Raw genomic sequence first — 12,152 nt, 5'->3', positions numbered from 1 at the left:
GTTTGAAAGTTAGGGCGGGCGAGCTTTGCCAAAGGCTGCTCAGCTTTCGCCTGAAAGATCCTTGCGCGCCTTGTCCAGTTCCTCGGCATAGCGGCGCAGCAGGTGGGCTTCGGTCAAAAGCCCGACCACCCGGCGGTTCGAGAAATTGTCGACGACGGGCAATTCCTCGCTGCCCGAGCGGGCAAAGATGTCGGCGGCTGCCTTGACGTTCATGGACGGCACCAGAAGCGTGTCCTGATATTTCGCCAACGTGCGGATGGACGCACCCTCGGCCTCGTTGCCCGCATCAAGGGCGTAGACCTCGGCGACAAGCAGCATTCCGGCGTATTTCTTCTCTGCGTCGGTGACGATCACACGCTGCGCGGCACCCAGCGGGACTTGCCTGCGGAACTCTTCGATCGTCGTCGTGTCGGGCAGGGTGCGAACGTCCTCGCGCATCATGCGCTCGACGGTCAGGTTGCGTGTCCAGCTCACGTCATGGGCGCTTCGGATCGTTTCGCCGCGCAGATGGAACCGCCAGGTCGAGAAGGAGTAGCCGAAGGTTTCGCGCACCAGCACCGCCGACACGATCGACGCCGCCAGAACGACGCCAGTGAGGGCGAGGTTGCCGCTGGATTCCAGCGCCAGGAATGTCATGGTCAGCGGCGCTCCGACGACGCCGACGGCGAGCGAGGTCATGCCGACAACGGCCGCGATCATCGGGTCGACCCCGGTCTGCGGCAAAAGGAAGATCATCGCCTCGGCAAAGATCTTGCCGAGCAGGGCGCCCAGAAACAGTGAGGCGAAAAACAGGCCGCCGCGAAATCCCGAACCCAGCGATACGGCGGAAGCGATCAGCTTGAGGACGAAAAGCTCGGCGACGACATAGAGGCCGTAATTCATCGCCAGTTCGCGATGCAGCGCGCCATGGCCGCTCGAAAGCACCTGAGGCGTGATCAAGGCCAGCGCGCCGATCAGGCACCCGCCGATCGCCGGTCGCAGCGCGGCGTCGATGGAAAGCCGTGAAAAACCTTTCTCCACGACCGTCACCAGCTGCATGATGGCGATCGACGCCGCACCCGCCAGGAAGCCGAGGAGCAGATAGGGCAGATATTGCAGGGCTGTCATCGCCGGCACCGGGCCGACTTCGATGGGAAATTGCGCGCCGCCAAGATAGCTCGCCGTCAGCGAGGCGGTGACGGCCGCTGCCATCACCGGTGCGACATTGGCGACGGAGTAGACGCCGATGATGAGCTCGAAACCGTAGAACGCACCCGTCAACGGCGCGCCGAAGGCAGCCGCAATCGCGCCGCCAGCACCGCATCCGACCAGTATTCTGACGTCATTGCGGCGCAGCTGCAGAAAGCTGGCCAGCCGGGACGCCAGCCCCGAGCCGCTCTGGGTATAGGCCGCCTCCAGCCCGACCGACGCGCCGAAGCCACTCGAGATGATCGTCTGCACCGCGACGATGGCGGTGTCCGTCGCCGACAGCCTTCCGCCATAGAGCGCATTGGCCTCGATCGGATCGATCGGCGTGCGATATTGCCGGCGCCGGAGATAGGCGATGGTCAACCCGAGCAGCACGCCGCCCATGACCGGCACCAGCGCCTGGGAAGAGCTGGACAGCGAGAACATGGCCGAAAGCCGCGCGCCGCGCTCCAGCCCGAAAAGCAGCCAGTGCATCTCCTGAACGATCCAGCTCATTGCCGTGACGGTCACCGCCGCTAGCGCTCCGACGACACAGGCCACACCGACGACGGCTATGCCGCGCGCGCTGAGAAGGTGCAGAGCCGTGCGGACTTGCGCGTGGTTCTTGCGGGAGGAAAGGAGCTTTGTGATCGTGCTTTGGAGCACCGCGCGGCCTTTTGCAGTCAGGAGGATGGACGTCACGGGAATGCATGGACCACTTCGCGCGCCGGCCAAAATAGCCGCTGCTCGTTGGAGACGATGGTTCCGGACCCCTCGCGCAGGCGCTATCAGCCCGAATTGTGGCGTCAGCGTGCCGCCAATCCAAGCTTTCTTTTTTCCGTCATGTCGTTAGCCTATATGCATGGATTCAGGGATCGTGATTTGGCGGTTCCGAAGAGAGATGGACCTTCATGCAGTCGCACCACATTGTCAGTGCTTATGACGACGAGCTGAAATACCTGACCCGCAAGGTTGCGGCGATGGGTGGCCAGGCAGAGCGCCTTGTCGATCAGGCGATCGCAGCACTCGTCAATGCGGACGCGGCGCTGGCCAAGAAGGTTATCGCCGATGACACCATCCTCGACGAAGCCCAGCGTGAGATTGACGACAAGTCGATCGTGCTCATCGCCAAGCGCCAGCCTGTTGCCGGGGATTTGCGGGAAATCATCGGCGCGATCCGCATTTCGGCCGACCTCGAGCGCGTCGGCGATCTCGGCAAGAATGTCGCCAAGCGCGTGGTGGCGGTTTCGGAAGGCCGCCAGCCGGTCAGCCTGTTCCGCGGCCTGCAGGCGCTGGCCGAACTGGCGCTGACGCAGCTCAAGGAAGTGCTGGACGTCTATGCCTCGCGCTCGGTCGAGCGCATCGAATTCGTGCGCGCCCGCGATAACCAGATCGACGCTATGTACACGTCGCTGTTCCGCGAACTCCTCACCTACATGATGGAAGACCCGCGCAATATCACGCCCTGCACGCATCTCCTGTTCTGCGCCAAGAACATCGAGCGCATCGGCGACCATGCCACCAACATCGCCGAGACGATCTACTATGTCGTCACCGGCGACCAGATGCCGATCGACCGCCCCAAGGAAGACAAGACCGACAAGGTCGTGATGCCGGTGGAAGTTGTGGCGAAGTGAGCGCGGCAACCCTCTTTCATCGTTTGATTACCACCCATCTGCCCGGTGGCGGAGATTGTGCAGTAGCGGCGGCTGTTTCACAGCTGCCAACTGCCAGATAGCGGCTGTCCGCATCCTCGAACTTTCCGCAAAATTGCGCTAGACTGACCGACCTGCGCATTCATCACGCAGTGAAGGTTATGCCTTCGGGAGGTGGTGATGGATCATGTCCGCAAGTTTGCGCCCGCCCCGGCGGAGGCTGGTATCGTTGCCTCGAGCGTCTATGCCGCAGGCAAGCGCGTCGCCGACATTCCGGTCGAGGAGGCCGGTGAGTGGGCAGCCAAAGAAGGCCATGTCGTCTGGATCGGCCTTCTCGAGCCCAGCCGCGAACTTCTGCTGCGCGTACAGGCGCAGTTCAATCTTCATGCGCTGGCGATCGAAGATGCCGAGCATCCGCACCAGCGGCCGAAGATCGAGCAATATGGTGATGCGCTGTTCATCGTTGCCCGCACGGCGCAGCTGATCGACCGCCGCGTCACCTTCGGCGAAACGCATCTGTTCGTCGGCAAGGGTTATATCGTCAGCGTCCGGCACGGCCCGTCGACCTCCTACGCCACCGTTCGCCAGCATTGGGAAAGCTGCCCGCATTCGCTGGCCAAGGGCGAGGATTTCGTCCTCTACGCCATCCTCGATTTCATCGTCGACAACTACATGCCGGTGCTGGAGCAGATCGAGGACGAGGTCGAGGAGATCGAGGACAAGGTCCTGCTCAAGCCGATGCTCGCCGCCGAGATCGAACGGCTGTACATGCTGCGCCGCGACCTTCTGCGGCTGCGCAATGCAGCACTGCCGCTGGTCGAGGTCTGCCGGCGGCTGACCAGTGCCGACCTGCCGCAGATCCATGCGGCCATGCACCCGCTGTTCCGCGACGTGACCGACCACATCCGCACCGTACAGGAGAAGATCGACAGTCTGCGCGAGGTGCTGGCGTTCGCCTTCGAGGCTAGCCTTCTGGTCGGCCAGAGCCAGGAAACGGCGATTTCCAAGAAACTCGCCTCATGGGCCGCCATTCTGGCGGTGCCGACGGCCTTCGCAGGCATCTACGGCATGAATTTCAGCGATATGCCCGAGCTGAGGATGGAATATGGCTATCCCACGGTTCTCGTCGCCATCGCAGCGATCTGCTCGTTTCTCTACTGGCGGTTCCGCAAGAATGGTTGGCTGTGAGGAAGGGAATAGTGAGAAGAGAGGGAATAGTGAGTAGAGAGTAGTGAATAGGGAAGGCACTTGCGCGCCTTCGAACTGCCGCGCTGCTTTCTATTCACTATTCACTATTCACTATTCACTATTCACTATTCACTATTCACTATCAGCGGCTGCGCCGACGCTCCGCTGCCGGCTGGAAGGCGATCTTCGAGTGGTACTTGCAATAGGGGCCGGCTTCGGCGGCGTCGTTGCCGCAGAAGTGGAACTCTTCCGACAGCGGATCGCCGTTCGGCCATTTGCAGGTGCGCTCGTTGAGCTCGACCAGCTGCAGATGCCGGGAAATCGGCACGACGACGTTTTCCACGGGGCGCAGGTAATGGCGGGCCACCGGCTCGGTGTCGAACTGCGCCTGCAGCGCGGTGGCGCCGATCGAGGTGGTCACGGTGCGCGTCGTGGTCGTTGCCCTTGGCGCCGTCTTGACGCCGGTCGATACCTGCACCGTCTTTTTCTGGCGGGCTGGTGCAGCCGTCGAGCGGCCGCGGCTCGAAAGCTTCAGGCGATGGACCTTGCCGATGACGGCGTTGCGGCTGACGCCGCCGAGCTGGGCGGCGATCTGGCTGGCGCTGAGGCCTTCGGCCCACAATTTGCGGAGGGTTTCCACTCGCTCGTCAGTCCAGTTCATGAGAGCATGCTCCTGCTTGAGAGTGCGACCTTTCCCTGAATCCATTCCCGTCCCGACAAATGCTCGGGGTGACACCACATATACTCGGGTGATTGGGTTTGCCGCACCAAATCTGGTTATTTCTAGACTTCAAACTACCTTATCGGCTGACTCGGTGACAAGAGTCCGGGGTGCCACACGAATCGGTTTTTTGGGTTTTCAACAACTTGCCGCAACAAAGGTGGCTTATTGGGCCAAGTTGTCTGCCGCGCGCTTCTGCGCGACGTTTTCGTTGACTTTGTGACCGGAAACGCAATATGCCCGTTAAGGCCGCCGCTTGAGGCGGCTTTTTTGATTTTCCGGTCCCGGAGACGCATATAATGAGCGGTTCGGCGCTTTACGAGACTTTCGCACGTGCACCCCTGGCTTTCGACAGGGGCGAGGGCTCCTGGCTGGTTGCGGAAGACGGCCGACGCTTTCTCGATTTCGCCGGCGGCATCGCTGTGAATTCGCTCGGCCATGGCCATCCCCAGCTCGTCGCGGCTCTCACCGAGCAGGCCGGCAAGCTCTGGCACACGTCTAACCTCTATGAGATTCCGGGCCAGCGCCGCCTTGGCGAGAGGTTGGTCGCCGCCACCTTCGCCGACAAGGTGTTCTTCACCAATTCGGGCGCGGAGGCGCTGGAATGTGCCATCAAGACGGCGCGGCGCTATCAATATGTCAGCGGCCACCCGGAAAAGTTCCGCACCATCACCTTTGAGGGCGCTTTCCACGGCCGCACGCTGGCGACCATCGCTGCCGGCGGGCAGGAAAAATATCTTGAAGGCTTTGGCCCCAAGGTCGACGGTTTCGACCAGGTGCCCTTCGGCGATATCGCGGCAGTCGAAAAGGCGATCACGCCGGAGACGGCAGCGATCCTGATCGAGCCTATCCAGGGCGAGGGCGGCATCCGCGAGGTGCCGGCAGCGTTCCTGAAGCGCCTGCGCGAGCTTTGCGACCAGCACGGCCTGCTGCTGATTTTCGACGAAGTGCAATGCGGCATCGGCCGCACGGGAAAACTCTTCGCCTATGAATGGACCGGCGTGACGCCGGACCTGATGGCGATCGCCAAAGGCATTGGCGGCGGCTTCCCGGTCGGCGCCTGCCTTGCGACGGACGAGGCGGCTGTCGGCATGACCGCCGGCGTCCACGGCACCACCTTTGGCGGCAATCCGCTTGCCATGGCGGTCGGCAATGCCGTGCTCGACGTCGTGCTGGAAGAAGGCTTCCTCGACGAGGTCAAGCGCAAGGCGCTGCTGATGAAGCAGGGGCTGGCCGCGATCTCCGACGAGTTTCCCGAAATCATCGAAAGCGTGCGCGGCACCGGGCTTATGCTCGGCCTGAAATGCAATGTGCCCAACACCACCGTCAACGGCGCGCTGCGACAGGAAGAAATGCTGGCGGTGCCGGCCGGCGACAATGTCGTGCGCCTGCTGCCGCCGTTGACCGTCACGGACGATGAGATCCGCGAAGCGCTGTCGCGCATCCGCGCTGCCGCCAAGGGCTTGTCCGAAGCCGCCGCATGAGCTGAAACAACACCTCCGGGGTTTGCTATGACCAGTGGTATCCGCCACTTCACCGATCTTTCCGCCGTTTCCGACACGACGCTGCGCGGCATTCTCGACGATGCCGTCGCGCGCAAGGGACGCCTGAAGGCCGGCGAGCGCTCGCGACCGCTGGAAGGCAAGGTTCTGGCGATGATCTTCGACAAGCCGTCGACCCGCACACGCGTCTCCTTCGATGTCGGCATGCGCCAGCTCGGCGGCGAGACGATCATGCTCACCGGCACCGAAATGCAGCTCGGCCGCTCGGAGACCATCGCCGACACCGCCAAGGTGCTGTCGCGCTATGTCGACGCGATCATGATCCGCACGACCTCGCATGAGCGCCTTCTCGAACTCACCGAGAATGCAACGATCCCGGTCATCAACGGTCTGACCGACGACACCCACCCGTGCCAGCTGATGGCCGATGTGATGACCATCGAGGAACATCGCGGCCCGGTCGCCGGCAAGACGGTGGCCTGGGTCGGCGACGGCAACAATGTGCTGCATTCGCTGCTGGAAGCCTCGGCGCGTTTCCGCTTCAACCTCAATGTCGCGGTGCCGGAAGGCAGCGAGCCGGAGCAGAAATATATCGACTGGGCCACAGGCAATGGCGGCACGGTCAACTTCACCCGCAGCCCCGAGCAGGCGGTGGAAGGCGTCGACGCGATCGTCACCGATTGCTGGGTGTCGATGGGCCAGGAGCATCGCGCCCGCGGCCACAACATCTTTCAGCCCTATCAGGTCAACGAAGCCCTGATGAAGCGCGCCAAGCCTGACGCCCTGTTCATGCACTGCCTGCCGGCCCATCGTGGCGAGGAAGTGACGGACGAGGTTATCGACGGGCCGAACTCGGTTGTCTTCGACGAGGCTGAGAACCGCCTGCACGCGCAGAAGGCTGTGCTCGCCTGGTGCCTCGGCGCATAGAGAACGCCTGCTACCTCCACCCTGCCGGTCATCTGACGCGGCAGGACGGGTTATCAAACAGTCTCTGGGCCGCGAAGCTGTGAAAGCTTGATCCGGAAGGCTTGCATGCCTATCTGGGGCGGATCACATTAAACTGTCGTTTGAACGAGCGGTTTCCGGGCGATGAGTCTTGCCTGTCCGGAGACTGTAAAGGGATTTGGTCTGGTGGCTGACACGGAACGCAAACTTGGCGAATTCGGCTTTGCCGGTGATGACAATGTCGTACCTTTCGAGGTCGGCCCGCTCGACGTACGCGGCCGCATGGTCCAGCTCGGGCCGCTGCTCGACCGGATACTGGCGCGCCACGACTATCCCGAGCCTGTCGCGCGGCTACTGGCCGAGGCGGTGGTGGTCACCGTCCTGCTTGGCACTTCGCTGAAATTCGAAGGCAAGTTCATCCTGCAGACCCGCACCGACGGGCCTGTGGACATGCTTGTCGCCGACTTCACCACGCCGCATTCGCTGCGCGCCTATGCGCGTTTCGATGCCGAGAGGCTCCAGGCGCTGCTCGATGCCGGCGAGGACAAGCCCGAGACGCTGCTGGGCAGCGGCGTTCTGGCGCTGACCATCGACCAGGGCGCGCATACGCAGCGCTACCAGGGCATCGTCCAGCTCGACGGCACGACGCTGGAAGAGGCTGCGAAGATCTATTTCCGGCAGTCGGAGCAGATCCCGACCGACGTGAAACTGTCTGTCGGCAAGCTGGTGCTGCCGGCCGAAGGCGGCCGCCGCGAGCATTGGCGCGCCGGCGGGCTTTTGGCGCAATTCCTGCCCAAGGCGCCGGAGCGCCTGCGCATGCCCGATCTTCACGGCGGCGATGGCGACCCGGGTGCAGATGCGCAGGACGTCACCGACAATGCGTGGCAGGAGCTGCTGGCGCTGGTCGCAACCGTCGACCACACCGAACTGCTCGACCCGACCATCGGGGCCGAGCGGCTGCTCTATCGCCTGTTCAACGAGCACGGCGTGCGCGTCTTCGAGCCTATCGAAATACGCGACGAATGCTCCTGCTCACGCGAAAAGATCCGCGGCATCCTCGACGGCTTTTCCGCCGAGGAGATCACCGACAGCGTCGAAGACGGCGTCATCCGCGTGAACTGCGAATTCTGCTCGAAGGCGTATGAGTTCGAGCCAGCGGAGTTTTCGGCTGAGGCTTGAGGTCGGCGCTGCCCTCACCCTTACCCTCTCCCCGTATAGGGACGGGGAGAGGGGGGCGTCAGCGTTGGAGCTTCCTCCTTCTCCCCGTCCCTATACGGGGAGAAGGTCCCGGCAGGGGGATGAGGGGCAGCGTAAACCTGCCCGAAAATGCCTCAGTTCACCGTCCGCTTCGTCCCCGGCAGATCCAGCGAGAACGCCGGGATATCCACGTCGAACATTTCGTCGCGCGCGTTGCGCATGGTGTAGCGGCCTACCATGATGCCGGACGGCGTCGTGAGCGGGCAGCCGGACATGTATTGATAGCTGTCGCCGGGGTTCAATTCCGGCTGCTCGCCGACGACGCCGGCGCCGCGCACTTCCTCCACGCGCCCGAGCCCGTCGGTGATGTGCCAGTAGCGCGACAGAAGCTGCACGAACTCCTCCGACTGGTTGGCGATGGTTACGCGGTAGCCCCAGACAAAGCGGCTCTGCGCAGGGTCCGAGCGTTCCTCAAGATAGAAAGGCTCGACACTCACCTCGATGTCGCGCGTGATGGCGCTGTACATATGTCTGGCACTCCAACTCGAACAAGACTCCGCCGACATGGCCGGCAGGTCAACAACCCTGAGCGATAAACCGCGTGATTGTGATTTCCGCAAGGCGGGATTTCGCGTCTATTGGGTGAATCGGAGGCGGAGATTCCAATATGCTGGATGGCTGGGCGCGCAAGCGCATCGATCCCGCGCTTGACGCCATTGGCGGCAGGCTGGCGCAGGCGGGCGTGTCGGCCAATGCGGTGACGATTTCTGCTTTCGCGGTCGGCGTTGCCGCGGCGGCGGCCATTGCCCACGGCCATTTCTTGGCAGGCCTTGTCCTTCTGCTTGCCAGCCGCCTTGGCGACGGTCTCGATGGAGCCGTGGCGAGGGTGCGCGGAAAGACCGACCTTGGTGGCTATCTCGATATCGTGCTGGATTTCGCCTTCTACGGTGCGATCCCGCTCGGCTTCGTGCTGGTCGATCCGGCGGCGAACGCGGTTGCAGGCGCAGTGCTGCTGCAGTCCTTCTACGTCAACGGCTCCAGCTTCCTTGCCTATGCGATCATGGCCGAGAAACGGAAATTGGAGGGGCAGGCGAGGGGAGAAAAGTCGCTGTTCTTCACCACCGGATTGGCGGAAGCGACGGAGACGCTGGCCGTCTTCGTCGCCTTCTGCCTGTTCCCGGCGTGGTTTGCGGTCATCGCCTATGTGTTTGCAGCGGTGACGTTTTATACCGCGCTCTCGCGCGTCGTGCTGGCGGGACGGGTGTTTCGCTAGCCCTTACCCCGCCGCCTTCAGCGCCTTCTCGATATCCTCCAGCAGATCATCCGCATCTTCCAGCCCCAGCGAAATGCGCAGCGTGCCGTCGGCGATGCCGAGCTCAGTGCGGGCCTCGTCGGTCAGGTTCTTGTGCGTGGTGGTGGCCGGATGGGTGATCAGGCTCTTGGAATCGCCGAGATTGTTGGAGATCAGCACCACGTCCAGTGCGTTTTCGAAGGCGAAGGACGATTTCTTGCCACCCTTGAGGTCGAAGCAGATCAGCGTCGAGCCGCCCTTCATCTGCTTCTTGACGATGTCGGCCTGCGGGTGGTCGGCGCGGCCCGGATAGATGACGCGGGAAACTTCCGGCCGGCCGGCGAGGAAATCGGCGACCTTTGCCGCATTCTCGCTCTGCTGGCGCACGCGCAGCGGCAGCGTTTCCAGGCCCTTCAGCAGTGTCCAGGCGTTGAATGGCGACAGGCTCGGGCCGGTGTGGCGGAAATAGTCGTGCAAATTCTCGTCGATCCACTCCTTGTCGGAGAGGATGACGCCGCCGAGACAGCGGCCCTGGCCGTCGATGTGCTTGGTGGCCGAGTAGACGACGATATGCGCGCCGAGTTCCAGCGGCTTCTGCAGCAGGGGTGTGGCAAAGACATTGTCGACCACCAGCTTGGCGCCGATCGAGTTAGCGAGCGCTGCGACCGCTGCGATGTCGACCACTTCCAGTGTCGGGTTGGTCGGGCTTTCGAGGAAGAACAGCTTGGTGTTGGGCTGCACCGCCTTTTCCCAGTTCTCGATCTGGGTGCCGTCGACCAGCGTTGCCTCGATGCCGTATCGCGGCGCCAGCGTCTCGACCACCCAGCGACAGGAGCCGAACAGAGCGCGTGCGGCAACGATATGGTCGCCGGCCTTGAGGCTGCACAGGATCGCGGCGGTGACCGCGGCCATGCCCGATGCCAGTGCGCGGGCGTCTTCGGCGCCTTCCAGCGCGCACATGCGCTTTTCGAACATGTCGACGGTCGGATTGGCGTATCGCGAATAGATGAAGCCGGGCTCTTCGCCCTTGAAACGGGCCTCGGCGGCTTCCGCCGTGTCATAGACATAGCCCTGCGTCAGGTAGATTGCCTCGGCCGTTTCGCCGAAACCGGAGCGCAGAACGCCGGAATGGACGAGTTGCGTTGCGGGCTTCCAATTCTGCTTCTTGTTCGTCATAGCCTTGATCCAAACACAAAAAAACCGGCCGCGAAAAGTCGCATGCCGGTCCACAGACGGCCCTTTAGCGACTTGTTTAACGTGGCTGCAAGCCGACCGGCCAAATCACCACGGGATAACGGTCCTTTAGACCCCGTGCCTTCTTGCGTCAATGCCGGACATCGTTAAACCTCGCCCCTTCATCGCAGGAGTAGAAGTTTGCGGCAGTCGGGTATTCTTCCGGATCGGGACATCGCAGCGCTTTTCCAGTCGGGAGCGCTGGTTACGGCGCGTCCGCTCGACAACGACCAGATCCAGCCGGCAAGCCTCGATCTCAGGCTCGGCGAAAAGGCATGGCGTGTGCGCGCCAGCTTCCTGCCCGGTCCCGGCCACAAGGTAAGTGAAAAGCTCGACCGGCTGCGCCTGCACGAGATCGACCTGACCGCGGGCGCTGTTCTAGAGACCGGCTGCGTCTACATCGTGCCGCTGCTGGAGCGCCTCGCCTTGCCGGCAAAGATTTCGGCCTCGGCCAACCCGAAAAGCTCGACTGGCCGGCTCGACATCTTCACCCGCGTCATGACCGACAACGGCCAGGAATTCGACAAGATACCGGCCGGTTATTCCGGGCCGCTCTATCTGGAAGTCAGCCCGCGCACCTTCCCGATCATCGCCCGCACCGGCTCGCGCCTGTCTCAGATACGCTTCCGCACTGGCAAGGCGCTGCTCTCCGAAGCCGAGCTGCACGAGCTGCACCGCACCGAGACGCTGGTCGCTTCCGACACACCGAACATTTCGGGCGGCGGTATCGCGCTTTCCATCGATCTCAACGGCGACAAGAATGGGCTGGTCGGCTATCGCGGCAAGCATCACACCGGCCTTGTCGATGTCGACAAGCGCGCTGCACAGGACGTGCATGATTTCTGGGAACCGCTATACAAACGCGGCCCGGGCGAACTGGTGCTTGATCCGGACGAATTCTACATCCTGGTCAGCCGCGAGGCAGTGCATGTGCCGCCCGGCCATGCCGCCGAGATGACGCCCTTCGATCCGCTGGTCGGCGAATTCCGCGTGCATTATGCCGGCTTCTTCGATCCCGGCTTCGGCCATTCGAAGGCCGGTGGCACCGGCAGCCGCGCCGTGCTGGAAGTGCGCAGCCATGAGGTGCCGTTCATTCTCGAACATGGCCAGATCGTCGGCCGCCTCGTCTACGAGCACATGCTGTCGCGGCCGCAGGCGCTTTACGGCACCGATCTCGGCTCCAATTATCAGGCGCAGGGCCTGAAGCTTTCGAAGCATTTTCGGACCGAGGGCTGACAGCAGAGCCGTAGCCG

Annotated in this window: 11 protein-coding genes and 1 riboswitch; of the genes, 7 read left to right on the top strand and 4 right to left on the bottom strand. The window is 62.8% G+C overall.

Features of this window, described 5'->3' with window-relative positions:
* Positions 1-39 precede the first annotated feature (39 nt).
* On the bottom strand, positions 40-1,860 hold the full coding sequence (locus WBQ96_RS22115) for a chloride channel protein (RefSeq protein ID WP_442920882.1): 1,821 nt from the start codon (positions 1,858-1,860) through the stop codon (positions 40-42).
* A gap of 218 nt (positions 1,861-2,078) precedes the next feature.
* Here WBQ96_RS22115 and phoU point away from each other — a divergent pair, with 218 nt between their 5' ends.
* Positions 2,079-2,804, top strand: a complete 726-nt coding sequence (gene phoU, locus WBQ96_RS22110; protein ID WP_336554332.1) for a phosphate signaling complex protein PhoU — start codon at positions 2,079-2,081, stop codon at positions 2,802-2,804.
* A 198-nt stretch (positions 2,805-3,002) separates the two neighbouring features.
* Positions 3,003-4,010: a magnesium and cobalt transport protein CorA gene (locus WBQ96_RS22105; protein ID WP_336554334.1), complete on the top strand. Its 1,008-nt coding sequence runs from the start codon at positions 3,003-3,005 to the stop codon at positions 4,008-4,010.
* Between the two features lie 142 nt (positions 4,011-4,152).
* On the opposite strand, the gene WBQ96_RS22100 is transcribed toward WBQ96_RS22105, so the two are convergent.
* Complete coding sequence (locus tag WBQ96_RS22100) at positions 4,153-4,671, bottom strand: GcrA family cell cycle regulator (protein ID WP_336554335.1); 519 nt, start codon at positions 4,669-4,671, stop codon at positions 4,153-4,155.
* 359 nt (positions 4,672-5,030) lie between these two features.
* Here WBQ96_RS22100 and WBQ96_RS22095 point away from each other — a divergent pair, with 359 nt between their 5' ends.
* The 3 genes from WBQ96_RS22095 (at position 5,031) to WBQ96_RS22085 (ending at position 8,357) form a co-directional block, all read left to right on the top strand.
* On the top strand, positions 5,031-6,215 hold the full coding sequence (locus tag WBQ96_RS22095) for an aspartate aminotransferase family protein (RefSeq protein WP_336554336.1): 1,185 nt from the start codon (positions 5,031-5,033) through the stop codon (positions 6,213-6,215).
* A gap of 27 nt (positions 6,216-6,242) precedes the next feature.
* Positions 6,243-7,160, top strand: a complete 918-nt coding sequence (gene argF, locus WBQ96_RS22090) for an ornithine carbamoyltransferase (protein ID WP_165114609.1) — start codon at positions 6,243-6,245, stop codon at positions 7,158-7,160.
* A 162-nt stretch (positions 7,161-7,322) separates the two neighbouring features.
* Positions 7,323-8,357 (top strand): Hsp33 family molecular chaperone, encoded by a 1,035-nt coding sequence (locus WBQ96_RS22085; protein ID WP_336554337.1) that lies wholly within the window; start codon positions 7,323-7,325, stop codon positions 8,355-8,357.
* Positions 8,358-8,509: 152 nt separating this feature from the next.
* On the opposite strand, the gene apaG is transcribed toward WBQ96_RS22085, so the two are convergent.
* Entirely contained in the window at positions 8,510-8,902 is a 393-nt protein-coding gene (gene apaG / locus WBQ96_RS22080; protein ID WP_336554338.1) for a Co2+/Mg2+ efflux protein ApaG, read from the bottom strand.
* A gap of 140 nt (positions 8,903-9,042) precedes the next feature.
* Here apaG and WBQ96_RS22075 point away from each other — a divergent pair, with 140 nt between their 5' ends.
* Positions 9,043-9,648: a CDP-alcohol phosphatidyltransferase family protein gene (locus WBQ96_RS22075; RefSeq protein ID WP_336554340.1), complete on the top strand. Its 606-nt coding sequence runs from the start codon at positions 9,043-9,045 to the stop codon at positions 9,646-9,648.
* Between the two features lie 3 nt (positions 9,649-9,651).
* Here WBQ96_RS22075 and WBQ96_RS22070 read toward each other — a convergent pair whose 3' ends face one another.
* Positions 9,652-10,842: an O-succinylhomoserine sulfhydrylase gene (locus WBQ96_RS22070; RefSeq protein ID WP_336554342.1), complete on the bottom strand. Its 1,191-nt coding sequence runs from the start codon at positions 10,840-10,842 to the stop codon at positions 9,652-9,654.
* 44 nt (positions 10,843-10,886) lie between these two features.
* Positions 10,887-10,964, bottom strand: a riboswitch (SAM riboswitch).
* Between the two features lie 76 nt (positions 10,965-11,040).
* Here WBQ96_RS22070 and WBQ96_RS22065 point away from each other — a divergent pair.
* Positions 11,041-12,135 carry a 2'-deoxycytidine 5'-triphosphate deaminase gene (locus WBQ96_RS22065; RefSeq protein ID WP_336554344.1) on the top strand — a complete coding sequence of 365 codons (1,095 nt, stop codon included), beginning with the start codon at positions 11,041-11,043 and terminating at the stop codon, positions 12,133-12,135.
* Positions 12,136-12,152: the final 17 nt, after the last annotated feature.

Origin of the sequence: Mesorhizobium sp. CCNWLY176 (assembly GCF_037153935.1) — a bacterium.
In the GTDB taxonomy this organism is placed as follows: Bacteria; Pseudomonadota; Alphaproteobacteria; order Rhizobiales; family Rhizobiaceae; genus Mesorhizobium_M; species Mesorhizobium_M zhangyense.
Note: the sequence above shows the minus strand (reverse complement) of the source record. Positions and strands in the feature narration are given on the sequence as shown.

Bases quoted from the DNA above. Each gene is read 5' to 3' on its own strand.
- WBQ96_RS22095 (WP_336554336.1), top strand. From the start codon at position 5,031: ATGAGCGGTTCGGCGCTTTACGAGACTTTCGCACGTGCACCCCTGGCT.
- WBQ96_RS22105 (WP_336554334.1), top strand. From the start codon at position 3,003: ATGGATCATGTCCGCAAGTTTGCGCCCGCCCCGGCGGAGGCTGGTATC.
- phoU (WP_336554332.1), top strand. From the start codon at position 2,079: ATGCAGTCGCACCACATTGTCAGTGCTTATGACGACGAGCTGAAATAC.
- argF (WP_165114609.1), top strand. From the start codon at position 6,243: ATGACCAGTGGTATCCGCCACTTCACCGATCTTTCCGCCGTTTCCGAC.
- WBQ96_RS22075 (WP_336554340.1), top strand. From the start codon at position 9,043: ATGCTGGATGGCTGGGCGCGCAAGCGCATCGATCCCGCGCTTGACGCC.
- WBQ96_RS22070 (WP_336554342.1), bottom strand. From the start codon at position 10,842: ATGACGAACAAGAAGCAGAATTGGAAGCCCGCAACGCAACTCGTCCAT.
- WBQ96_RS22085 (WP_336554337.1), top strand. From the start codon at position 7,323: ATGAGTCTTGCCTGTCCGGAGACTGTAAAGGGATTTGGTCTGGTGGCT.
- apaG (WP_336554338.1), bottom strand. From the start codon at position 8,902: ATGTACAGCGCCATCACGCGCGACATCGAGGTGAGTGTCGAGCCTTTC.
- WBQ96_RS22100 (WP_336554335.1), bottom strand. From the start codon at position 4,671: ATGAACTGGACTGACGAGCGAGTGGAAACCCTCCGCAAATTGTGGGCC.